The organism is Aquihabitans sp. G128 (assembly GCF_019048865.1).
Lineage (GTDB): Bacteria > Actinomycetota > Acidimicrobiia > Acidimicrobiales > Iamiaceae > Aquihabitans.
Genome location: NZ_CP077604.1, coordinates 455719 through 478115, shown reverse-complemented (window position 1 = coordinate 478115; position 22397 = coordinate 455719). Strand labels below are relative to the sequence as shown.

General features: G+C 74.9%; 23 protein-coding genes, 1 tRNA gene and 1 pseudogene. 10 read left to right on the top strand and 15 right to left on the bottom strand.

Annotated features, from left to right (window positions below):
• Positions 1 to 9: 9 nt before the first annotated feature.
• The 3 genes from KSP35_RS02215 to KSP35_RS02205 are packed head-to-tail and all read right to left on the bottom strand — an operon-like array spanning position 10 to position 2571.
• On the bottom strand, positions 10 to 756 hold the full coding sequence (locus KSP35_RS02215; RefSeq protein ID WP_254126938.1) for a class I SAM-dependent methyltransferase: 747 nt from the start codon (positions 754 to 756) through the stop codon (positions 10 to 12).
• Between the two features lie 43 nt (positions 757 to 799).
• Complete coding sequence (locus tag KSP35_RS02210; protein WP_216998615.1) at positions 800 to 1810, bottom strand: hypothetical protein; 1011 nt, start codon at positions 1808 to 1810, stop codon at positions 800 to 802.
• A 41-nt stretch (positions 1811 to 1851) separates the two neighbouring features.
• Positions 1852 to 2571 carry a YaaA family protein gene (locus KSP35_RS02205; RefSeq protein ID WP_216998614.1) on the bottom strand — a complete coding sequence of 240 codons (720 nt, stop codon included), beginning with the start codon at positions 2569 to 2571 and terminating at the stop codon, positions 1852 to 1854.
• A gap of 70 nt (positions 2572 to 2641) precedes the next feature.
• On the opposite strand from KSP35_RS02205, the gene KSP35_RS02200 reads away from it, so the two are divergent.
• Positions 2642 to 3346 (top strand): ubiquinone/menaquinone biosynthesis methyltransferase, encoded by a 705-nt coding sequence (locus tag KSP35_RS02200; protein WP_216998613.1) that lies wholly within the window; start codon positions 2642 to 2644, stop codon positions 3344 to 3346.
• Complete coding sequence (locus KSP35_RS02195) at positions 3343 to 4587, top strand: isochorismate synthase MenF (RefSeq protein WP_216998612.1); 1245 nt, start codon at positions 3343 to 3345, stop codon at positions 4585 to 4587. Before KSP35_RS02200 ends, KSP35_RS02195 begins: the two co-directional genes overlap by 4 nt.
• Here the strand turns inward: KSP35_RS02195 and menD are convergent.
• The gene (menD, locus tag KSP35_RS02190) at positions 4584 to 6488 is read right to left on the bottom strand and encodes a 2-succinyl-5-enolpyruvyl-6-hydroxy-3-cyclohexene-1-carboxylic-acid synthase (RefSeq protein WP_216998611.1); all 1905 of its coding nucleotides are present in this window, start codon (positions 6486 to 6488) and stop codon (positions 4584 to 4586) included. The two genes, KSP35_RS02195 and menD, sit on opposite strands and share 4 nt — an antisense overlap.
• A gap of 274 nt (positions 6489 to 6762) precedes the next feature.
• On the opposite strand from menD, the gene KSP35_RS02185 reads away from it, so the two are divergent.
• A complete protein-coding gene (locus KSP35_RS02185) occupies positions 6763 to 7635 on the top strand; it encodes an alpha/beta fold hydrolase (protein WP_216998610.1) in 873 nt (290 codons plus the stop codon).
• Between the two features lie 39 nt (positions 7636 to 7674).
• Here the strand turns inward: KSP35_RS02185 and KSP35_RS02180 are convergent.
• Positions 7675 to 8557: pseudogene (locus KSP35_RS02180) on the bottom strand (1,4-dihydroxy-2-naphthoate polyprenyltransferase).
• A 77-nt stretch (positions 8558 to 8634) separates the two neighbouring features.
• Between KSP35_RS02180 and KSP35_RS02175 the strand changes: the two are divergent.
• The gene (locus KSP35_RS02175; protein ID WP_216998609.1) at positions 8635 to 9801 is read left to right on the top strand and encodes a class I adenylate-forming enzyme family protein; all 1167 of its coding nucleotides are present in this window, start codon (positions 8635 to 8637) and stop codon (positions 9799 to 9801) included.
• A gap of 36 nt (positions 9802 to 9837) precedes the next feature.
• Here KSP35_RS02175 and KSP35_RS02170 read toward each other — a convergent pair whose 3' ends face one another.
• The 6 genes from KSP35_RS02170 to KSP35_RS25165 form a co-directional block, all read right to left on the bottom strand.
• Positions 9838 to 10272, bottom strand: a complete 435-nt coding sequence (locus KSP35_RS02170; RefSeq protein WP_216998608.1) for a CBS domain-containing protein — start codon at positions 10270 to 10272, stop codon at positions 9838 to 9840.
• Positions 10273 to 10407: 135 nt separating this feature from the next.
• On the bottom strand, positions 10408 to 11439 hold the full coding sequence (locus tag KSP35_RS02165) for a sulfate/molybdate ABC transporter ATP-binding protein (protein WP_216998607.1): 1032 nt from the start codon (positions 11437 to 11439) through the stop codon (positions 10408 to 10410).
• A gap of 4 nt (positions 11440 to 11443) precedes the next feature.
• Positions 11444 to 12238, bottom strand: a complete 795-nt coding sequence (locus KSP35_RS02160) for a sulfate ABC transporter permease (RefSeq protein WP_371748941.1) — start codon at positions 12236 to 12238, stop codon at positions 11444 to 11446.
• 97 nt (positions 12239 to 12335) lie between these two features.
• On the bottom strand, positions 12336 to 13184 hold the full coding sequence (cysT, locus tag KSP35_RS02155; protein ID WP_216998605.1) for a sulfate ABC transporter permease subunit CysT: 849 nt from the start codon (positions 13182 to 13184) through the stop codon (positions 12336 to 12338).
• Positions 13181 to 14218, bottom strand: coding sequence for a sulfate ABC transporter substrate-binding protein (locus KSP35_RS02150; protein ID WP_216998604.1), 1038 nt, complete (start codon positions 14216 to 14218; stop codon positions 13181 to 13183). Before KSP35_RS02150 ends, cysT begins: the two co-directional genes overlap by 4 nt.
• A 388-nt stretch (positions 14219 to 14606) precedes the next feature.
• Positions 14607 to 15191: a transglycosylase family protein gene (locus KSP35_RS25165; protein WP_305853096.1), complete on the bottom strand. Its 585-nt coding sequence runs from the start codon at positions 15189 to 15191 to the stop codon at positions 14607 to 14609.
• Positions 15192 to 15517: 326 nt separating this feature from the next.
• Here KSP35_RS25165 and KSP35_RS02140 point away from each other — a divergent pair, with 326 nt between their 5' ends.
• Positions 15518 to 17500: a thioredoxin domain-containing protein gene (locus KSP35_RS02140; RefSeq protein ID WP_216998603.1), complete on the top strand. Its 1983-nt coding sequence runs from the start codon at positions 15518 to 15520 to the stop codon at positions 17498 to 17500.
• Positions 17501 to 17503: 3 nt separating this feature from the next.
• Here the strand turns inward: KSP35_RS02140 and KSP35_RS02135 are convergent, their stop codons facing one another.
• The gene (locus tag KSP35_RS02135) at positions 17504 to 18121 is read right to left on the bottom strand and encodes a nitroreductase family protein (protein ID WP_216998602.1); all 618 of its coding nucleotides are present in this window, start codon (positions 18119 to 18121) and stop codon (positions 17504 to 17506) included.
• Between the two features lie 51 nt (positions 18122 to 18172).
• Complete coding sequence (locus KSP35_RS02130) at positions 18173 to 18838, bottom strand: hypothetical protein (RefSeq protein ID WP_216998601.1); 666 nt, start codon at positions 18836 to 18838, stop codon at positions 18173 to 18175.
• 136 nt (positions 18839 to 18974) lie between these two features.
• On the opposite strand from KSP35_RS02130, the gene KSP35_RS02125 reads away from it, so the two are divergent.
• The 5 genes from KSP35_RS02125 to KSP35_RS02105 all read left to right on the top strand — a co-directional run bounded on the left by KSP35_RS02125 (position 18975) and on the right by KSP35_RS02105 (position 21787).
• Entirely contained in the window at positions 18975 to 19292 is a 318-nt protein-coding gene (locus KSP35_RS02125) for a hypothetical protein (protein WP_216998600.1), read from the top strand.
• A complete protein-coding gene (locus KSP35_RS02120) occupies positions 19289 to 19651 on the top strand; it encodes a hypothetical protein (protein ID WP_216998599.1) in 363 nt (120 codons plus the stop codon). The genes KSP35_RS02125 and KSP35_RS02120 overlap by 4 nt, the downstream gene beginning before the upstream one ends.
• Before the next feature lie 46 nt (positions 19652 to 19697).
• Entirely contained in the window at positions 19698 to 20123 is a 426-nt protein-coding gene (locus KSP35_RS02115; RefSeq protein ID WP_216998598.1) for a hypothetical protein, read from the top strand.
• A gap of 32 nt (positions 20124 to 20155) precedes the next feature.
• Complete coding sequence (locus KSP35_RS02110) at positions 20156 to 20638, top strand: Lrp/AsnC family transcriptional regulator (RefSeq protein ID WP_216998597.1); 483 nt, start codon at positions 20156 to 20158, stop codon at positions 20636 to 20638.
• Between the two features lie 66 nt (positions 20639 to 20704).
• A complete protein-coding gene (locus KSP35_RS02105; RefSeq protein WP_216998596.1) occupies positions 20705 to 21787 on the top strand; it encodes an aminotransferase class V-fold PLP-dependent enzyme in 1083 nt (360 codons plus the stop codon).
• A 102-nt stretch (positions 21788 to 21889) separates the two neighbouring features.
• Here the strand turns inward: KSP35_RS02105 and KSP35_RS02100 are convergent, their stop codons facing one another.
• A complete protein-coding gene (locus KSP35_RS02100; protein ID WP_216998595.1) occupies positions 21890 to 22195 on the bottom strand; it encodes a hypothetical protein in 306 nt (101 codons plus the stop codon).
• A gap of 122 nt (positions 22196 to 22317) precedes the next feature.
• A tRNA-Cys gene (locus tag KSP35_RS02095) sits at positions 22318 to 22394 on the bottom strand.
• Positions 22395 to 22397 lie beyond the last annotated feature (3 nt).

Below are 22397 nucleotides of genomic sequence, written 5' to 3'. Positions count from 1 at the left end.
CGGGCCAGGTCAGGCCGGGCGCCGGCCCACCAGGAGCAGCTCCTCGTGGTCGAGGTCCGGCGGGTTCGGCCCGTACTCCCCCGGCCGCACCGACCACAGGTGGTCGACCACCAGCCCGGACCGCGCCGCGAGCAGCCGCAGCTCCCGCGGCGTGAAGCAGGTCGTCCACAGGTCGACCTCGGCGTCGGTGCCCTGCTCGTCCTTGATCACGGTGCGCTCGTGGTTGACCCCACGCTCGGCGTCGAACGAGCCCCGGTCGGGGTCGAGCCACTGCACCTGGAAGTACGAGCTGAACGCGCTCAGGCCCAGTCGGCCACCCGGTCGCAGGGCCCGGGCGATGCCGTCGAGGACGAGGCCGTCGGGGTCGAGCGGGGTGTCGCCCGCCGACGCGCCGTAGGCCAGGCCGAACGCGCCCTGGCACAGCGAGATGGCGGCGTCGAAGGTCCCGTCGAAGGCCAGGGCCCGGGCGTCGAGCCGCTCGAAGGTGGCGCCCGGCGGAGCCGACCCGATGGCGAGGGCCACGAACCGCTCGCTGATGTCGATCCCGTGCACCTCGATCCCCCGGCGGGCCAGGGCGTGGGCGTGGCGGCCGGGGCCGCAGCCCACGTCGAGCACCCGCATGCCCGGCTCGAGCTCGAGCGCCTCGACGAGGAACGCCACCTCCTGCTCGGTGCCCTTGGTGAAGGAGTAGCGCAGGTAGGCCGAGCCCAGGTGGTCGGCCAGGTCCTCCCAGTGCTCCCGGGGCGCATCGCTCACCGGTCGAGCTTGCCAGACCCGGTCCGCCGGCCGGCTCGTGCGCTCAGCGGCAGACCGCGGCGAGGCTGGCGTTGAGCCGCGCCGTGGCGGCCTGGAGCGCCGGGGTCTGCGCGGTGCGCAGGACCTCCTGGAGCTCGGCGGCCGAGCGGGCGGCGGCCATGCGATCGAGGGCGACGGTGTAGTCGGTCCGGTAGGTCACGACATCGGCCTGGGCCGACCCCTCCGTGGCGCCGACCATGGCGTCGACCGCCGCCCGCCAGGACGGCCGCTGGGCCTCGGCGCGGGCGATGGCGCCCTGCCAGTCGACCCGCAGGCTGTTGATGAGCCCGGACTCGAGGGCGTTCACCGCCGGGATGGCCCCGCAGTAGGCGACCTTGTCCACCACGCCGGAGCCCGCGGGGCCCGCCTTGGCCTTCTCGGCGGCGACGGCGTCGGTGAAGCGCTTCTGGAGCGAGGCCTTGGCCTCGGCGGCGGCGTCGGCCTTGGTCTGGGCATCGATCCGGGCGTTCTCGGCGGCCAGCTCGCGGCGGCGCTCGTTGCCGTCGGTCGATCCGAGCACGAAGTAGCCGAAGATCCCGACCACCACCAGGGCGGCCACGACCACCAGGGCCACCTTGGTGGCGCCGAAGGAGGAACCGCCAGCGGCCGGACCGCTCGGACCGCCGGGACCGAACGGGGCGGGGGCCACGGGCGCGCCCGGGGCCGCGCCCCGCGGCGGGCCGGGCGGCGGCGCCAACGAGGACACCACCCCCGGAGCGGCCGTGCCGGGGCCGACGGCGCTCGGCGCCGCGGCGCCAGGGGGCGGAGGCGGCGGCGGTGCGGCGGCCGACGGCGCGCCGCCGCCCCAGGTGAGCGCGCCGGGGGTGGACGTCGGGGCCGGGGCGCCGGCCGGCATCGGCGGCGGGGGCATGGGCACGCCGCCTCGCAGCGCGGCGATCTGGGCGCTGGTCAGCAGCGTGCTCGGGCCGGCGCCGACCAGTCCGGCCTCCCGGGCGCGGGTGGCGAGCTTCGTGGAGTGCTCGTCGAGTTCGAGAGCGAGTTCGTAGAGGTACACCGGTCACCTTCGCCGTGGGATCGGAGGTCCCTTCGGCGGGTTCAGCCCAACGTTGAGGGTTCGCCCTCGCGCAGGACCAGCGACACCTCTCGGCGGGCGAAGGTGGAGGCGGCACCGTCGAGCCGGTAGCCCTGCGGGTGGTCGAAGCCGGCCAGCGCAGCCGGGTCGTTGGTGCCGGTCTCCACCAGCCACCGCACGATCGAGCCCTTCAGCAGCTTGTTCCAGTGGGAGACGACCTTGCCCTGGCGGTCGAGGAACCGGACCTGCACCCGGGTGCGGGGGGCGAGCTGGGACCAGTCGATGGCGGCGGCGTGCTCGTTGGGCAGCAGGTCCCACACCACCGCACCGCCCACCCGGTCCCGCAGCGCGGCGGTGAGCGCCGGTCGCCACCAGCCCGACAGGGTGCCCAGCGGCGCCACCCGGGCGCCCATCTTGAGCTTGTAGTCCGGGATGGGGTCGCGCGGCCCGACCACGCCCCACAGCCCGCTGGCGATGAGCGCCTGGCGGGTGAGCCGGTTCCGGGCCGCGCCGTCGAGCGAGGCGGCGTCGAGCTCCCGGTAGAGCACGCCGGTGTAGCGGTCGATGGCCGGCCGGGTGCCGCTCGTGCGCGCCGGGTGCCCCTCCCCCAGCGCCGCCAGCACCTGGGCCCGGCGGTCGTCGAGCTCAGGCAGGACGAGGCGCCCCGGTGCCCACGGCGCCCCCCGCCCGCCGGGGGCCTTGCCCTCGGACGGCGGCAGGAGGATCACGGTGCGGGCGGCCATGGCGGGCGACCGTAGCGCCGGGCCGTCGGCGGCTTCGCCGCTCCCCGCAGGGCGGCCGTACCATCGGGCCATGGCCCGCACCGAGATCGAACCGCTTCCGACCGGCGACGAGAAGGTGGCGGCGGTGCGGTCCATGTTCGACGCCGTCGCCCCGCGCTACGACCTCGTCAACCGGGTCATGACGTTCCGCATGGACGTCGGCTGGCGCAAGCGCACCATCCGCGACCTGGGTCTGCCCCACGGATCCACCGTGCTCGACCTGGCGTGCGGCACCGGCGACTTCTGCCGGGGCCTGGCGGGTGCCGGGCTGCGCCCCGTGGGCATGGACCTGTCCTACGGGATGCTCGCCGCCGCCCGCACCGAGGTGCCCCTCGTCCAGGGCGACGCGCTGCGGCTGCCGGTGCCCGACGGCTCCGTCGACGGCGTGACCTGTGGGTTCGCCCTGCGGAACTTCAAGGAGCTCGGGCCCTTCTTCGAGGAGCTGGCCCGCGTGGTGCGACCGGCCGGCCGGATCGCCCTGCTGGAGGTGGCCGAGCCGGCCAACCCGGTGCTGCGCTGGGGCCACGGCATCTACTTCGGCAAGGTGGTGCCCCGCATCGGCGGGCTGCTCTCGCCCGACGCAGCGGCGGCCTACCGGTACCTCCCGAAGTCGGTGGCCTACCTGCCCGAGCCGGACGCCATGCTCGAGATGCTCGCCGGGGTCGGGTTCGACCGGGTCGACCGCCAGCTCCTCTCCACCGGGATCTCCCAGCTCATCACCGCCACGCGGGCATGAGCACCGCAGCCGTGGGCGCCGCCTCGGGCCTGGTCGCCCGCACCGTGCGGCTCGACCGCGACGTCGACCTCCTGGCGGTGGCCGGGGCCGACGGCGTGCTGTTCAGCCGCGACCGGGTGGGCTTCGGCGGTCGAGGCGTCGCCTTGCGGGTGCCGCGAGCCGAGGTCGCCGCGACCCTGGCCGCCATCCCGATCGAGGACGACCTGGGACGACCGGGCACCGGGCCGGTCGCCTTCGGCGCCCTCCCCTTCCTGCCGGGCGCGCCGGCCGACCTCGTCGTCCCCGCGCTGCTGGTGGGGCGCGACCGCGAGGGGACCCGCTGGGTCACCACCGTGGGTCCGGCTTCGGCGGGCGCTGCCGATCCGGTGGCGGCGCTCGACGCCGAGCTCGCCGTGGGAGCTGGTGCGCCCGTGGCCGGCCCGAGCCAGTTCGAGGTCCGCTCGTCGCGGCCGCCGGAGGCGTGGACCGACGCCGTCGCCACCGCCACGGCTCGCATCCGCGCTGGTGCGCTCGACAAGGTGGTCCTGGCGCGAGAGGTGGTGGTCACGGCCGACGCGCCGATCCCGGTGGCGACGGTGCTGCTGCGCCTGTCGCAGGCGTACCCGGACTGCTTCCTGTACCTGGTCGACGGATTCTGCGGCGCCAGCCCGGAGCTGCTGGTGGGCCGCTCCGGCGACGTCGTGCGGGCCCAGCCCATGGCCGGCACCGCCCCCCGCCGGGGCGATCCGGCCGCCGACGCCAAGCTGGCCGCCAGCCTGTTCGCCTCGCCGACCTACCGCCAGGAGCACCAGGTCACCATCGACGCGGTGCACGACGGGCTCCTCGCCTTCTCGTCCTACGTCGACTACGAGCCGGAGCCTTCGGTCGTGGCCCTGGCCAACGTGCAGCACCTCGCCACCAGCGTCGAGGGCCGGCTGTCGCACCCGCCCGCCTCGATCCTCGAGCTGGTCGGCGCGCTGCACCCCACGCCGGCGGTCTGTGGGCGGCCTCGCGCGGCTGCGCTCGCCGTCATCGAGGAGCTCGAGGCCCTCGACCGGGGCCGCTACGCCGGCGCGGTCGGCTGGGTCGACCGCGCCGGCAACGGGCAGTTCGCGGTGAGCATCCGGGGCGCGTCGATCGAGGGGTCCGTCGCCCGGGTGGTGGCCGGCAACGGGATCGTGGGCGACTCCGACCCCGCCACGGAGCTCATCGAGACCCGGGCCAAGCTGCAGGCGATGCTCGCGGCGATCGTCCGCCCCTAGGGCTGGTCGGGGGCGCCGGGCGCCCCGGCATCGAGGGCGGCAGAGACCGCCGCCTGGAGCTCGTCGTGGACGGCCACGTTGGCCCGCCGGTCGGTCCGGACGCGCACGAGGCGGACCCCGCCCGAGGCCACCGAGGCACCGATGGCGTCGGCCACCTCCGCGGCGCCGGCCGGCTCGATGGTGAGCAGGCCGTGGGCGGCGGCGAGGACGGGCAGCTCCACGCCGTGGGGCGTGCCGAAGATCAGCTCGAAGCGCTCGGTCCCGAGCGCGCCGGCCTGGGGCAGGAACGAGAAGATGCCGCCCCCGTCGTTGTCGACGACCAGGATCGTCAGGTCGATGCCTCGGGCGGCCACGCCGAGCAGGGCGTTGCTGTCGTGGAGGAGGGCGACGTCGCCCACGAGCACGACGGTGGCCTCGCCGGTGCCCCGGGCGGCCAGGGCCACGCCGACGGCGGTGGACACGACGCCGTCGATGCCGTTGGCGCCCCGGTTGGCCAGCACCCGCACGCCGTCGGTGCGGCCGCCGAACCACTCGACGTCGCGCACCGGCATGGACGACGAGACCACCAGGGTGGCGCCGTCGCGCAGGGTGGCGAGCAGCGTCCGGGCGATGCCGGGCTCGGTGGGCTCGGGGTGGGCGGCCAGTGCGACGTCGACGGCGGTGGTGGCGGCGGCCTCCGCAGCGGCCCACGCACCGGCCCAGCCCGCGCTGGCGGGACGGCCGATGAGGCGGGCGAGGGCGGTGGCCGCGGCGGTGGGGTCGGCGTGGAGCACGAGGGAGGCGGTGCGGTCGGGGTCGTGCCAGCCGTCGGCGGCGTCGACCACCACCTGCCGGGCCCCGCTCGCGGCCAGCCACTGGCCGAGGACCTTCGAGGCCGGGAGGGCGCCGAGGCGCAGGACGACCTCCGGGCGAAGGGCCGCCGCAGTGGCGGGGTGGCGGAGGACGGCGTCGGCGTGGGCCACGACGCTGGGGTGGTCGGTGCGGCAGCCCGAGCGGGGGTCGGCCAGCACCGGCCAGCCGGTGGCGGCGGCCAGCGCCAGGACGGCGGCGGGCTCGCCCGAGCCGGCTCCGGCGACGATCACGCCGCGGTCGGCGTCGAGCAGGGCAGTGAGCTGCTGGGTGCCGGTGCGGTCGACCGCCACCCGGCGGCTGCCGGCCGCGTGCCAGGGCGCGCCGTCGGGGCGGCCGGGGGGCAGGACGGCCGGGGAGCCGACGAGCGGCTCGCGGAAGCCGAGGTTCAGGTGGACCGGGCCCGGACCCCCGGCGCCGTGGACCGCCTCGACGACGGCGCGGGCGGCGAGCGAGCGCCACGTTCCGGCCGACGCGGCGACGGGCGGGCCGGGCTCGGCGAACCAGCGGACCGACGAGCCGAAGAGGTGGGTCTGGTCGACGGTCTGCGGCGCACCGACGTCGAAGAGCTCGGGCGGCCGGTCGGCGGTGACGGCGATGAGCGGGACGCCGGCCTGGTGGGCCTCGACGACCGCAGGGTGCAGCTCCACCGCGGCGGTGCCGCTGGTGGTGAGGACGAGGGCGGGGCGGCCGGTGGCGAGGCCGAGGCCGAGGGCGGTGAAGGCAGCGGCCCGCTCGTCGTGGTGGACGTGGACGGCGAGCTCGGGCCGGGCGGTGAGAGCGAGGGCGAGCGGCGTCGAGCGCGAGCCGGGGGCGACGACGGCGTCGGTGATGCCGCCGCGGATCCACTCGTCGACGAGCGTGGCGCAGAAGGTGGCGGTGAGCGTGGCCGGGTCGGCCAACCCGAGCCCGGCGGGACCGCCCGCCGGGTCGGCGGCACCGGACGGGTCGGCGGCGCCGGACGGGTCGGCAGCGCCGGACGGGTCGGCGGCGCCGGACGGGTCGGACGGCTCGATCGGGCCTCGGGCGTCGTCGGCATCGTCGTCGGTCACCCGGCCATCTTGGCCGCTCCGCCCCCCGCCGCCACCCCCTCCCGAGCCACCTCGCGCGCACGGGAGCGGATTGGCGCCGATTCTGCGCAGAATCGGCGCCAATCACGCCGCACGCGACGAAGGGGCCGCTGACCTGGGCGGGGGCCGGCGGCACGGGGCTCGTCGACGCATGCCTCGGGAGGCATATGAGACACGTATGCCTCCCGAGGCATATGAGACACCCAGGCCGCCGGCGCGGCCACGCGCACCGGCCAGGGGTGCCACCATGCCGGGCGTGGACCCCACCCCCGCGACCGAGCGCCCGGACGGCGAGACGCTGCACGCCGTGCGGTCCGGTTCGGCCGGCCCGGCGGTCGTCCTCGTCCACGGCTTCACCCAGACCCACGTCAGCTGGGCCCCGGTGGCCGCCGACCTGGCCGTCGACCACGTGGTCACTGCGGTCGACGCCCCCGGCCACGGCGGTTCGGCCGGCGTCCGAGCCGACCTCCCCGCCGGGGCCGCCCTCGTCGGCCGAGCCGGTTCCGGCAGCCCCGGACCGGGTGAACCGGCCGAGCCGGCGGTGTACGTCGGCTACTCCATGGGCGGCCGCCTCGCCCTGCGGCTCGCCCTCGATCGGCCCGACCTTGTCCGCGGCCTGGTCCTGCTGGGCGCCACCGCCGGCATCGACGACCCGGACCAGCGCGCTGCCCGACGCGACGCCGACGGCGCGCTGGCCGACCGCCTCGAGCGCGACGGCGTGGACGCCTTCCTCCGCACCTGGCTCGCCCAGCCCCTGTTCGCCGACCTGGCCCCGGCGCCGGACGACCTCGCCGCCCGCAAGGCCAACTCCCCCGCCGGCCTGGCGTCCTCGCTCCGCCTGGCCGGCACCGGCACCATGGATCCGCCGTGGTGGCCCGAGCTCGCCGCCAGCTCGGTGCCCACCCTGGTCCTCGCCGGCGGGCGGGACGCCAAGTTCACCGCCCTCGGCCAGCGCCTGGCCCACGAGCTCGGCGCGGGCGCCGGCGCGAGCGCCCGGTTCGCCACCCTGCCCGGCGTCGGCCACGCCGCCCACCTCCAAGCCCCCGAGGCCTTCGCCAGCCTCGTGCGAGCGTTCGTCGCCGCCCTGCCCGACGTCGGCCTCGCCGCCGGCCGGGCACCCACCGCCTGAGCACGGACCCAGGGCCGCCCGCGACCGGGAGGAGCGGGCTCAGGCCGTGAGGGCGATGCCCAGCGTGAGCAGCGCGCCGTAGGCCAGCTGCACCCGGCCGGTGGCGCCGAGCACGGCGATGAGCGCCGGTCCCCGAGCCCCGGAGAGCACGGCGGTGACCGGCTTGCGAGCCAGCAGCACCGCCACCAGCGCCAACGCCCCACCCGGCCGCGACCCGAGGCCGGCCACCAGCGGCACGCACACGAACGGCACGACGAGGCACGCCAGGTAGAGGTGCCGCGTGCGCTGGTCGCCGAGGCGCACCGCCAGGGTGCGCTTGCCGACCTCGGTGTCGCCGGGGATGTCGCGCAGGTTGTTGACCACCAGCAGGGCCATCGCCAGCAGCCCGACGGGGACCGACGCACCGAGCGAGAGGGCGGTGAGCGAGCCGGTCTGGACGTACGTCGAGCCGGCCGTGGCCACGACGCCGAAGAACACGAACACGAATGCCTCGCCCATGCCGGCGTAGCCGTAGGGCCGCGGCCCCCCCCGTGTAGAACCAGCCCGCGGCGATCGCCGCCGCCCCCACCACGAACAGCTCCGGGCCCACGGCGAGGGCCAGCGCGGTGCCCACCAGCCCGGCCACCGCGAACGAGGCCAGCGCCGCCTTCTTCACCGCGGACGGCGAGGCCAGCCCCTGGCCGACCAACCGGACGGGGCCGACCCGCTTGTCGTCGGCATCGGTCCCCCGGATGCCGTCGCTGTAGTCGTTGGCGTAGTTGGTGGCCACCTGCAGCGCGAGCGCCACGACCATGGCCGCCACCGCCCGCCACCAGATCAGCCCGCCGGGCACCTGGCCGACGGCGCACGCCGTGCCCACGGCCACCGGCACGACCGCCGCCGGCAGGGTCCGAGGCCGGGCGCCGGCCACCCACACGTTCACCGCGACTGCTCCATCCCGAGAGTCTGGCCGCCCGCCGCCGGGCGGCGGCAGTCGAACGGCGCCGCACCGGTCGTGCCGTGGTCCGGCGCGAACGGTGGGAGGCTGCTCGTCGTGCACGAGCTGGTGGCCATCGACCTGGAGGGCGGACCGGCCTTCGTGGACGCGGTCCGCCAGGCCTGGGACGGCGGCGACGCCGTCCTCCCCGTCGACCAGCGCCTCCCCGGCCCGGCGCGCAGCAGCTGCTGGCCGCCGCCCGCCCCCACCGGGTCCGCACCGCCGACGGCGATCGGCCCGGCGACCCCGGCGCCCCGACCCTCCACCACACCGATGCCCTGGTCATCGCCACCAGCGGCACCACCGGCGCCCCCAAGCTGCTGGTCCACACCTTCGACGGTCTGACCGCCCACGCCCGGGCCGTGCACGCCCACCTCGGCGTCGACGCCGATCGCGACCGCTGGCTGGCCTGCCTGCCCCTCGCCCACCTGGGGGGCCTCGGCGTGGTCCTGCGCTCGCTGCTCACCGACACCCCGGTCGACGTGCTCCCCGGCTTCGACGCGGCGACCGTGGCCGACGCCCCCCGCACGCTCGGCACCACCCTCACCTCGCTGGTGCCCACCACCCTCGATCGGATCGACCCCAGCCCCTACCGCTGGGTCGTGCTGGGCGGCTCGGCCGACCCCACCGTCCGCCCGGCCAACGTCGTGCACACCTACGGGCTCACCGAGACCGGGGGTGGCATCGTCTACGGCGGCACGCCGCTGCCCGGCGCCGAGGTGCACGTCGCGGCCGACGGGGCCATCTCGCTCGCCGGGCCCATGCTCGCCCGGGGCCGCCGCACCCGCGACGGCACCGTCGTCTCCCTCACCGACGACCAGGGCTGGCTCGCCACCGGCGACCTCGGGCGCTGGACGGCAGCGGGTCGCCTGGAGGTCGACGGGCGGGCCGACGACCTCATCGTCAGCGGTGGCGAGAACGTCTGGCCGGCGACGGTCGAGGCCGCGCTGGCGACGCACCCGAAGGTCGCCGAGGTCGCGGTGCAGGGCCAGCCGGACCCGGAGTGGGGCCAGCGGGTGGCGGCGCACGTCGTGCCGACCGACCCGGCGGACCCGCCGACGCTCGCCGAGCTCCGCGCCCACGCCAAGGCCACGCTGCCCGCCCACGCCGCACCCCGGGCGCTCGTGCTCAGCGCCGGGCTCCCCCGCACCGCCCTCGGCAAGGTCCGCCGCTCGGCCCTCCCGACCTGACGGCTCCGCCCGAACCCCGTCGCCCCCGCGAGGGGGTCAGAACGGGTTGGCGATGTAGTCGTGCAGGACCTGGGTCTCGTGCTCGAGGGCGGCGATGCGGTCCTTGACCACGTCGCCGATGCTGACCACGCCGGCCAGCGAGCCCTCGACCACCACCGGCACGTGGCGGATGCGGTGGTCGGTCATGGTGGCCATGAGCTCCTCGACGGTGGTGTCGGGCTGGCAGGTCACCACCCGCGTGGTCATCAAGCTGTCGACGGTGGCGTCGAGCACCGCGGCGCCGTGGCCGGCCAGGGCCCGCACGATGTCGCGCTCGGAGCAGATGCCGTCGATCCGCTGGCCGTCGGCCGACACGATGACGGCGCCGATGTGGTGCTCGGCGAGGACCGCGAGCACGGCGGCCACCTGGTCTCGGGGCTTGACGGTGACCACCTCGGCACCCTTGCCCTGCAGCACGATGCTGACCTGCATGTCGGGTCTCCTCCTCGTCGGGGGTCCCACCAGCGAAGCACAGCCGACCCGCCTGTGACAGGGGTCACCACCAAAACCCCGCTGACCTGCGGAGGTCGAGGCGCGAGCAGCCGGGAGACCCGCCCCCGCCGCCGCTCAGCGGCCGACGGGCACCGCGTCGGCGCCGTCGCCGTCGATGCCGTCGAGGTCGCCGACCGCCAACCGCTCGGTGGCCTCGACGATGACCGCGCCGGCCACGGGGCGGATCCACAGCGTGCCGCCCTCGCGGAGGTCCAGGTTGCGGGCCTCGGCGCGCGTGACCACCGCTTGGACGGACTGGCCGGCGACGTCGAGCTCGACGCGCACCTCGAAGCCCACCCGCACGAGGCGGGTCACCGTGCCGACCGCCGACGCGTCGCCCGGGTCGCTCGTGGCGAGGAACAGGTCGTGGGGGCGGACCAGGTTGCCGTCGAGGCGGGTGACCGGGCCGAGGAAGCTCATGACGAAGTCGTTGGCCGGCTGGTCGTAGAGCTCGTCGGGCGAACCGACCTGCTCGATACGGCCCTCGTTGATGACCACGATCTCGTCGGCCACCTCCAGCGCCTCCTCCTGGTCGTGGGTCACGAACACCGTGGTGACGTGGACCTCGTCGTGCAGCCGGCGCAGCCAGTCGCGCAGCTCCTTGCGCACCTTGGCGTCGAGGGCGCCGAACGGCTCGTCGAGCAGCAGCACCGTGGGCTCGATGGCCAAGGCGCGCGCCAGGGCCATGCGCTGGCGCTGGCCGCCGGAGAGCTGCGACGGCAGCCGGTCGGCGAACTGGTCGAGGTGCACCAGCTCGAGCAGCTCGACGACCTTGGCCCGGATCTCGGGCTTGGGCCGCTTGCGGATCTCGAGGCCGAAGGCCACGTTGCGCGCCACGGTCAGGTGCTTGAAGGCCGCGTAGTGCTGGAACACGAAGCCGACGTTGCGCTTCTGCGGCGGCAGGTCGGTGGCGTCGCGGCCCTCGATCTGGATGGTGCCGGTGTCGGCCGACTCCAGGCCGGCGATGATCCGCAGCAGGGTGGACTTGCCGCCGCCGCTGGGGCCGAGCAGCGCGGTCAGCTGGCCGCTGGGGATGGTCAGCGACACGTCGTCGAGGGCGATGAAGTCCCCGAACCGCTTGTCGATGTTGCGCACCTCGATGCTCATGGCTTCAGCGCTTCCGTTCCTGCTTGGGGCGGATGATCGAGACCACCACGATGCACGCCACCGACACCGCGGCCAGCAGGAAGGCGGTGGCGTACGCGCTGGCCTGCTGGAAGTCCTGGTACTTCTGCTCGACCGCCATGGTGGCGGTCTGGGTCTGGCCCTCGAAGTTGCCCGACACGATCTTGGCGGCGCCGAACTCGCCGAGGGACCGGGCCAGGCTCAGCACGACGCCGTAGACGACGGCCCACTTGATGCCCGGCAGCGTGATGCGGCGGAACGTCTGGGCGGCGTTGGCGCCCAGGCTGCGCGCGGCCTGCTCCTGCTCGGTGCCGATCTCGGTGAGCACCGGCACCACCTCGCGGATGACGAGCGGCAGCGACACGAAGGTCGTGGCCATGACGATGCCCGGGGTGGCGAAGATGACCTGGAAGCCGGCGTCCTGGAGGGCGGGGCCGAACCAGCCGTCGCGACCGCCGTAGACCAGCACGAGGGCCAGGCCCACCACCACCGGCGACACCGAGAGCGGCAGGTCGATGAGCGCCGACAGGAGGCGCTTGCCGCGGAACTCGTAGCGCACCAGCAGCAGCGAGATGCCCACGCCGAACACCAGGTTGATGAGCACGGCCTGCAGGGCGACGATCACCGTCAGCTTGAGGGCGAAGGTGATCGACGGGTCGCTCAGGGCGGTGTCGAGCGCCGAGAACCCGTCCTCGAAGGTCTTCTGCGCCACCAGGCTCACCGGCCACGCCACCAGGAAGAACAGGTAGGTCACCACGATCAGGCGGAACAGCCAGGTCAGGAGGACCGAGCGGGCTCGACGGCGGGGCCGCCGGCGCCGGGGGGCGGCGATCCCCACCGGGAGCGCCGGCTGCCGGTCCGGCCGGGTGGCGAGCACGTCAGCCACGGCGCGACACCCGGCGCTGGATGACGTCGAGCGCCACGATGACCACCAGGGCCACCAGCAGCAGGATGGTGGCCACCGCCGAGGCCGAGGCCAGGTCGCCGTTCTCGATGTAGCTGAGCATGCGCACCGAGGTGACCTCGGTGCGCAGCGGCAGGTTGCCCGACAAGAGGACCAGCGAGCCGTACTCGCTGATGGCCCGGGCGAAGGACAGCGCGGCGCCGGCGCTGATGGCGGGCACGAGCGCCGGCAGGATGATGCGGCGGAAGATCGTGAACCGGCTGGCGCCCAGCGAGGCGGCGGCCTCCTCGACGTCGGCGTCGAGCTCGGCCAGCACCGGCTGCACGGTGCGGACCACGAACGGCAGGGTCACGAACAGGAACGCCACGAACACCGAGGTGCGGGTGTTGGCCACGTTGACCCCGACCGGGCTGTTCGCCCCGTAGAGCGAGAGCAGGACCAGGCCCGCCACGATGGTCGGCAGGGCGAACGGGATGTCGATGACGACCTCGAGGGCGCGCTTGCCGAAGAACTCGTCGCGCACCAGGACCCAGGCGATGAGCGTGCCCATGAAGACGTTGACCACGGTCACCAGCAGCGCCTGGCCCACGGTGAGGCGCAGGGCGGCGGCGGTCTGCTCGTTGGAGATGGTGGTCCAGAAGCCCGACCACCCGCCCTCGGAGGTCTTCACCAGCACCGCGCTCAACGGGATGAGCACCAGGAGGCTGAACCAGATCACCGACACCCCGAGGCCGAGCCCCGAGGTGGCGGTGAGCCCGTTGGCCCGACCGGAGCGGCGCCGGCGCGCGGTCCGCGCCGGCGCCGCCACGTCGACCGCGGTCACGACTTGCCGGTCGCCTTCTGGATCGCCGGGACCAGGCCCTTCTCCTCGTCGAAGAACTTGTCGCCGGCGGCCTTCCAGCCCCCGAAGTCGCCGTCGATGGTGAGCAGGTCCTTGGGCGTCGGGAAGGGGTCGGACGGGTCGTTGGCGCCCTCGACCTCGACGTCGATGCCGTCGACGAGGGGTCGGAAGCCCTTCTTCACGAACTCGGTCTGCCCGGCCTTCGAGAGCACGAAGTCCAGGTAGGCCTGGGCCTTCGGGCTGCTGTCGACCGTCACGGCGCCGGGGTTCTCGATGAGCAGGGTCTGGTCCGGGACGATGTAGTCGAAGTCCTCGCCGCTCTGGCGGGCCAGGATGGCCTCGTTCTCGTAGGAGATCAGGACGTCGCCGGTGCCACCGGTGAACGCGGTGGTGGCGTCGCGGCCACCGCCCGGCAGGGCGACGACGTGCTCGAAGAACTTGGTGAGGTACGCCTTGGCGTCGGCCTCGCTGCCGCCCTGGGCGAGCACGTGGCCGTAGGCGGCCAGGATGTTCCACCGGGCCGAGCCCGAGGAGCCGGGGTTCGGCGTGACGATCTCGATGTCGCCCTTGACGATGTCGTCCCAGCCCTTGATCTTCTCCGGGTTGCCCTTGCGGACGGCGATGACCACCACCGAGCGGGAGACGATGCCCTTGTTGGGCCCGTCCTTCCAGTCCTTGGCCACGATGCCCTCGTCGGCCAGCTTCTGGACGTCGCCCTCCAGCGACAGGTGCACGTAGTCGGCCTTGAGGCCGGCGATCACGGCCCGGGCCTGGTCGCCGGAGGGGCCGTAGGACTTCTTCCACGAGGTGCCCTTGCCCTCGGGGGTCTTGGCGAAGGCCGCCTGGGCCGCGTCGTTGGCCGACTTGGGCACCGCGAAGCCGACGATCGACAGCTTGGTGCTCGACCCCGACCCGTCGCCGGAGCCACCCTCGCTGGCCGAACCACCGCCGCACGCGGCCAACGCCATCGCGCCCACCACACCGACGGCCAACGCTGCCCGGATCCGCATCTTCATCGCTCGTTCGTCCTTCTGTCCCCGGGCCGGAACCGCTCCGACCCTGCGCCGACATTTCCCACCGGCTTGCGGGACAATAGGAATACCCGACCTCTTGGGTCAAGTTTGCGGGCTCGTCCGTGCGCGCCCACCCCCTCGCCCCCACCCCAGGAACTTTGGGTCCGACGCCCCCGCGCGAGCCGGTGTGGGACCCAAAGTTCGAAGGGGTCTGCGCGTCCCGGGCGAACGTTGGGTCCGACGCCCCTCCGCGCGCCGGTGTGGGACCCAAGGTTCGGGGGGGGCGTGGGGGCGTCACGAGCGGGCGAGGGCAGGCGGAACCCGGGCGGATGGGCGGGCGCCGGCCGGGACGCGCGACGGCGATCGGTTGCGCCGGCGAGCGGCGCGGGGCTCAGCGCAGGCCGAGCTTGGCGGAGCAGGCGGGCCAGGCGCCCCAGCCCTGGGCGGCGCGCAGGCGCTCACCCATGGCGATCTGGGTCTCGCGGCTGGCCTGGTGCGGGAGGCCGGAGCCGCCCATGGCGTGCCACGACTGGGCCGAGAACTGCAGCCCGCCGTAGTAGCCGTTGCCGGTGTTGATGGCCCAGTTGCCGCCGGCCTCGCACTGCGCCAGGCGGTCCCATGTGCTGCCGTTGGAGACCGCCGGTGCGGGCGCCGCCGTCACCGGCGGAGCCGTGACGGGCGGAGCGGTCGTGGGCGGCACCGTCGTGGGCGCCACGGTGGTGGGCGGCACCGTCGTCGGCGGCGTGGTGGTCGTCGACGTGGTGGTGGGCGGGGTCAGCGCGGCGTCGGCCTTGCCGGCCGAGCCGGCGGTGACGAGCGAGGCCTGCTGGCCGAGGAGGCGGAAGATCCCGGGCGAGCTCGGGTCGATCCGCACCGCCCGGGCGCCGGTGGCCTCGGCCACGACGGGCTTGCGAGGGGCGGCGGCGGGCTCCGCCGACACCATGGGGGCAGCGATCGCCAGGCCGGCCACCGCCACGACGCCGACCGGCAGGGGCCAGCGTGAGGCACGCCGCGAGGGCGTGCCGGAGGTACTCGGAGGTTGGTCGGCGCCCTGGAGGCGCGCGGAACGACGTTGCATTTTCGGTGGGGCTCCTAACGGAAGCGGAAGGGCGCAGCGGGGACGGCGTGCGTCCACACGGGCTGTGCCATTGGTGTCGGCGAGTCTGTCACGGAATCGAGCATTTCGTAACCCAACCGTCACGTGAGAATCGTCACACCCGATTCACGCGATGGACCTCATCGGCTGAGGAGATGTCCGGTTGGTCCCGGCGCCCACCGGGTAGCAGCCGTACCGTGCCCTCCGTGAACCGCCTCGCGTCCGAGCTGTCCCCCTACCTGCGCCAGCACGCCGAGAACCCCGTCGACTGGCACCCGTGGGGCGAGGAGGCCTTCGCCACCGCCCGTGCCACCGACCGGCCGCTGCTCGTGTCCATCGGCTACTCGGCGTGCCACTGGTGCCACGTGATGGCCCACGAGTCCTTCGAGGACCCCGACACCGCGGCGGTGCTCAACGAGCTGTTCGTGTGCATCAAGGTCGATCGCGAGGAGCGACCTGACGTCGACGCCGTCTACATGGACGCCGTCCAGGCCATGACCGGGGCGGGCGGCTGGCCGCTCACGGCCTTCACCACCCCCGACGGCAAGCCGTTCTTCACCGGCACCTACTTCCCCCCGGAGGCCGCACCGGGCCGGCCGAGCTTCCTGCAGGTGTGCCGGGCGGTCCACGAGGCGTGGACCGAGCGCCGCGAGCAGCTGCTCGAGCAGGCGGACCAGATCACGGCCCACCTCGAGCAGGCCGCTCCCCCCGGCGAGGGCGGCGGTGTCGACGCCGGGCTGCTGCAGCACGCTCGGGACCAGCTGGTGGCCCAGCACGACCCCCGGCACGGCGGCTTCGGGTCGGCTCCCAAGTTCCCGCAGACCATGGCCGTCGAGCTGCTGCTGCGCCGCCACCAGCGCAGCGGCGGCGACGCCGAGGCCCTCGCCGCCGCGGTCGGCGCGCTCGACGCCATGGCCGCCGGCGGGATCCACGACCACCTGGGCGGCGGCTTCGCCCGCTACTCGGTCGACGAGCGCTGGCTGGTCCCCCACTTCGAGAAGATGCTCTACGACCAGGCGCTGCTCGCCCGGGCCTACCTCCACGCGTGGCAGGTCACCGGCGACGACCGCCACCGCCGGGTGCTCGACGACACCGTCGGCTACGTCCTGCGAGACCTGCGCCACACCGGCGGCGGCTTCCATGCCGCCGAGGACGCCGACAGCGAAGGCGTCGAGGGGCGCTACTACGTGTGGACGCCCGAGCAGGTCCACGACGTGCTGGGCATCGACACCCAGCCGGTCCTGGCCTGGTGGGGCGTGACCGAGGGCGGCAACTTCGAGGGCGCCACCATCCTCAACCGCCTGCACGGCGACCCGGCGGAGCCGGAGCCGGCGCTCGTCACCGACGCCCGCCGACGCCTGCTCGAAGCTCGCGAGGAGCGGGTGCGCCCCGGGCTCGACGACAAGGTGCTCACCGAGTGGAACGCCCTGATGCTCGCCACGCTGGCCGAGGCCGGCGCCGCCACCGGCAACCGACTCTGGATCGACGCCGCGGTGGCGAACGCCGAGTTCCTCCTCACCCACCTGCGCACGCCCGAGGGTCGCTGGCTCCGCTCCTGGCAGGACGACGGCGCCGAGGGCCGGGCCCGCCACCTCGCCCTGGCCGTCGACCACGCCGCCCTCCTCGACGCCTTCGTGCGCCTCGCCGAGGCCACCGGCCAGGCCCGGTGGATCCAGGCCGCGGGCGCCGTCGCCGACGACCTCCTGGCGCTGTTCTGGGACCCGGAGCACGGCGGCCTCTTCACCACCGGTGACGACGCCGAGCGCCTGGTGGTGCGGGCGAAGGACCTGCTCGACAACGCCACGCCGTCGGCCAACAGCCTGGCGGCGGTCGCCCTGCTGCGGCTGGCGGCGCTCACCGGCGACGAGCGCTACCGGGCGAAGGGCACCGAGATCGTGGCCCTGCTCGCGCCGCTCGCCGCCAAGGCGCCCACCGCCCTCGCCCACCTGCTCGGCGCCGTCGACCTGCTGGTCGGCGGCATCCAGGAGGTCGCCGTGGTCGGTGACGCGCCCGCCCTCGTGCTGGCCGTGCAGACCCGCTACCTGCCCGGCTCGGTGCTGGCGTGGGGCGAGCCGTACCCCTCACCGCTCTGGGAGCAGCGCCAGGCCGGGCTCGGCTACGTGTGCGAGCAGTTCACGTGCCGGGAGCCGGTCTCCACGCCCGAGGCCCTGGTGGCGCAGCTGCGCTGAGCGTCACCAGCCCCCGAGGTGGACCACCTCGTCCAGCGGGCGACGGGGGCGCCCGGCGGACCGGCCCGCGGCCTCGGCTCCGGCGGCCTCCGGTGGCAAGGGGTGGCCCAGGGCGATCGTGGCCACCAGCCGCCAGCCGTCCGGGACGCCGAGCTCGGCGGCCACCCCGGGCTCGTGGTCGAACAAGCCGAACAGGCAGGCGCCCAACCCGGCATCGACCGCTCCCAGCAGCAGGTGCTCGGCGGCGGCACCGGCGTCGACCCACCAGTACGGCACCGTCCAGGAGTCGGCCGCCTCGCCCAGCCCGGTCGCCGCCTTGTCGGGCTCCGCGTAGCGGTCGACGTAGGCGTCGGGCCGCACGGCGAGCACCACCAGGACGGGCGCCGCCACGAGGCCGGGCCAGCGGAACGCCGAGCGGCGCGGCTCGGGCAGGGTCAGGTCCCAGTAGCGGGCCGTCTGCTCCGGTCCCGCCAGGACCACGAACGCGCTGCCCTGGGCGTTGCCCGCCGACGGCGCCCGCCGGGCGAGGTCACAGAGGCCGACCACGACGTCGAGGTCGACGGGGCGGTCCTGGAAGGCCCGGACCATGCGTCGGCGGTGGACGGCGTCGACGAGCTCCACGGCAGGCTCGGATGGCGCGTGCGGACCGGCGGGGCCGGGCCCGGGACCGGGCTAGGCCAGCTTGACGAGGTCGTCGGCCATGGCCCAGCCGAAGGCGATGAGCGCATCGCCCCGCTTGGCGTTCACCGGGCCGAAGAACTGGGCGTAGCCCTCGAGCTTCTCGGGCTTGAGCGAGTCGTGGTCGAGCGCCTCGGGGTACGAGTCGTCGCCCTTCACCACGAAGGAGCGCTCGTCGTAGCGGGAGCTGGCGATGCCGAACCGCTTCACCAGGCGGCGGCCCCAGGCCCGCTCCTCGCCGGTGGCGACGTAGTCCGGGCGGGGCACGATGTCCTGCAGGGCCTTGAAGGCGTCGTAGCCCGACACCGAGGCGAAGCGGGTGCCGATGAGCACGTCCTCGTCCGGGAAGGCCAGCACGGCGCGGCGCAGCTGGTCGTGGACGATGGCTCGCAGCACGGTGTCCCGCTTGGCCGTGCGCTTGATGGACGCCAGCCCGACGATCACGCTCGGCGTGCCGCCGATGCGCTCGAGCGTGCTGAACGAGAAGCCGTACAGCCGACCGTTCTCCCGGGCGAGGGTGACCAGCACCCACGACTCGGCGGCCTTCGACAGCACGCCGATCTCGAAGCGGCTGGGCCCGTCGGCGCACAGGTCGGCGAGCTCGGCGAGCTCGGCGTCGCCGAGCGCCGTGCAGTCCTTGGTCTCGATCTCGATTGCCATGAGACTGCAGGACCCCCGGAAAATGGGCGAATACGTGCTCGACAAGTCCAGTCGACCAGCCCTCGCCACGCAAACCGGCAGGTCGAGGGGCCAGACCGGGCGGGGGTGCGCCGCCCGGTCGCGGCAGCGTGGGAGGATGCCGGGGAACGACCCGCCCCCCCGCCCGCCACCTCCTGGAGCACCCGTGCGCCACCCGCTTCGAGCCACCGCCGTCGCGCTGGCCCTCGCCGTCGCCCTCGCCGGGTGCGGGGGGAGCAGCGACTCGAAGGACCCGGAGTCCGCGGGCCTGCGGAAGCGCTCCATCGAGGTCCTGCGGGACTTCGGGCTGACGGCCGAGCAGGCGGCGTGCATCACCGACGACCTGGGCGCGGAGACCGTGGTCGAGGCCGCCGACGTGCAGGCCCTCACCGAGGGCCAGGCGTACCGCGACGCCGCCAAGGACTGCATCTCGTGACCTCGCCGCGCCGCGCCCGCCGGCGCACGGCCGCACCGGCGGCCGCGCTCGTGGCGGCCGCCCTGCTCGTCGCCGGGTGCAGCGATCCCAAGCCCGACCCGGCCAAGGAGCGGCGGGACCGCATCGAGCAACGCCTGCGCTCCTTCTCCGCCGCCCAGTCGAACTGCATCCTCGAGCGCGTCGACGAGCAGACCCTCGTCGCCCTCGACCGCACCAACGGCCTCGAGGCCGACAGCGCGGCGATGGCCGACTACAGCGCCGCCGTCGTGGCCTGCGTGGCCGACCCCGACGCGCCGGAGACCACCACCACGGGCGGCGCCACCAGCACCACGGCGGCCCCGACCACCACCACCGGCTGATGGGTAGGGACCAGCGGTCCGGTCGACCGACCCCCACCGTGCCACGATGGCTGGGCTCGTGATCGACCTCCAGGAGGACGCGATGCGACACCAACCCGAACCCCTGCGCCGCCGTCGGCGCGCCGGCCGCACCCTCGCCCTCGCCGTGGCGCTGGCCGTCCCCGCCACCGCCCTGGCCGCGTGCTCGTCGGGCTCGGGCAGCGACGGCGCCCGCGCCGATGCCCCGGCCGCCGCCCGCTCCGCGGCTCGGCGCAAGGCCAACGAGGCCTACCTGCTGAGCATCAAGTGGGAGCAGGACCAGGCCGAGTGCGTGAGCCGCAAGACCAGCGTCGACATCGCCGACCTGCTCTCGGGGACCGACGGCTCCGGCCTGCCCACCGAGAAGCCCGGCTTCGACGACTTCGCCACCGCGGTCCGGACCTGCATCCGCCAGGACACCGCCCTCAGCACCACCACCGTCCCCCCGGGCTGACCCACCGGCCGGCCTCCGGTACGTTCTGGCCCATGCTCCCCACCGGAATCGACGAGCTCGACGCCCGCCTCCTGGTGGCCATCAGCCGCGCACCCCGTGCGGGCGTCATGGAGCTGGCCCGCCAGCTCCAGGTGGCCCGGGGCACGGTGCAGGCCCGCCTCGACAAGCTCCAGACCCGGGGCGTCGTCACCGGCTTCGACCCCGACCTGCACCTCGCCACCCTCGGCTACGACGTCATGGCCTTCGTCCAGCTCGAGATCGCCCAGGGCCGCCTCGACGACGTCATCGCCCACCTCCGCAACATCCCGGAGGTCACCGAGGCCCACTCCACCACCGGTCCGGGCGACCTGCACTGCCGCGTCGTGGCCCGCACCAACGAGCACCTCCAGTCGGTCCTCAACGCCGTGCTCGACGTCTCCGGCATCATGCGCACGTCCACCCAGATCGCCCTGACCGAGCAGATCCGGATGCGCACCCTGCCGATCATCGAGCAGCTCATCGACGACGAGGGATGAGCACGCCTCCGCTCCCCCGCGAGCAGTTCCCGGTGGCCGACCGCTACCGCTACCTCAACCACGCGCGTGGCGGCGCCGCCGACGGTGGTGGCCCACGCCGTGGCCCGCGACGCCTCCGCCGCCACCATGCTCGGGTCCACCTCCCAGGCGGCCCGCACCGAGCGGGCCGAGGACGTGCGGCGCACCTGCGCCGGGTTGCTCGGCAGCACCGCCGACGACCTCACCTTCGTGCGCAACACCACCGAGGGGCTGGCCCTGGTGGCCAACGGCCTCCGCTGGGCGCCGGGCGACCAGGTGGTGGTGATCGACCGGGACCACCCGCTCACCACCGCCCCGTGGGCCGCGCTGGCGGACCTGGGCGTCGAGCTGATCCGCGTGGCCGCCGACCCGGACACGGCCGCGGTGGCCGTCGCCGACGTCGAGGCCGCCCTCGCTGCGTCCCGAGGGCGGGCCCGCGTGGTCGTCGTCGCCTGGGTCCACCACGCCCGGGGCTTCCGCCACGACCTCGCCGCCCTGGCGGAGGCGGCCCACGCCCACGGCGCCCTCCTGGTGGCCGACGTCATCCAGGGCGCCGGCGTCCGGCCCGTCCACCTGGCCGACTGGGGCGTCGACGCCGCCGCCGCCGGCGCCCAGAAGTGGCTGCTCGGGCCCGAGGGCATCGGGCTGCTCCACACCACCGCGGCGCTGCGCGCCGAGCTGCGGACGCTCCAGCCCGGCTACCGCTCCTACGCCGTCGACGCCGACGGCCGCTACGTCCTCGACCTCGACCTCGACCCCACCGGCCGCCGCTTCGAGGGGGGCACCTCGGCGGTGGGCAGCACGGGCGGCCTCGGCGCTTCGGCCGACCTGCTGGCCGGCGCCGGCACCGCCCAGATCTGGGCCCACGTCGACGCGTGGTGCGACGCCCTCGTCGACGGCCTGCGGGACCTCGGCGCCACGGTGCTCTCCGACCGGTCCGCCGGCGCTCGCTCGTCGCTGGTGGCTGCCCGCTTCCCCACCGTCGACGCCGACGAGCTGGTCGACCGGCTGGTCACCCACGGCGTGGTGGCCGCGGCCTGGTCCGGGGCCGTGCGCTTCTCGCCCCACGGCTGGAACGACGACGACGACCTCGCCGCCACCCTCCGGGCCTTGCGCCGCGCCACCCGCTGAGCTGCCGCCCGCCCCACCCCGTCCGAGCCCCCGACCTGTTGCACTTCTGCACCGCATGCGTGCGGAAGTGCGACAACTTCAGGCCCGAGCGCGGGCGCCGGCTCAGGGGCGGATGAAGCCCATGACGTGGAGGGGGAACGGGCCGGAGGCCCGGGCCACGAGGTCCTCCTGGGCCACGGTCCCCGTCGGCAGGTCGATGATGTAGCCGCCGTCGTCGGCGACCGAGTACAGCCGGATGGCGATCTCCCCGTCGGCGCGCACGCGCAGCGTCACCATGCGCTCCCAGACGTCGTCGCCGACGGCCCCGACCACCCAGGATCGGAGCATGCCCTGGGTCGACGCCGGCAGGGCGCGGAGCTCGGCGGTGCTCGCCAGCTCCACCACCACGTCCTCTGGTTCGACCTGCACGCGGACACCCTCTCAGGTTCGATGCCGCCGCTGGTAGATGGGCGCCCCCGGATGACGATGGACGACACCGACAAGCGCCCCCTGACCAGGTGGTTTCACCAGATCAGGGGGGCGCTCGGCGCTGGAGGCGGCGGGGGGGAATCGAACCCCCCGTACAGGGATTTGCAGTCCCTTGCCTAAGCCACTCGGCCACGCCGCCAGG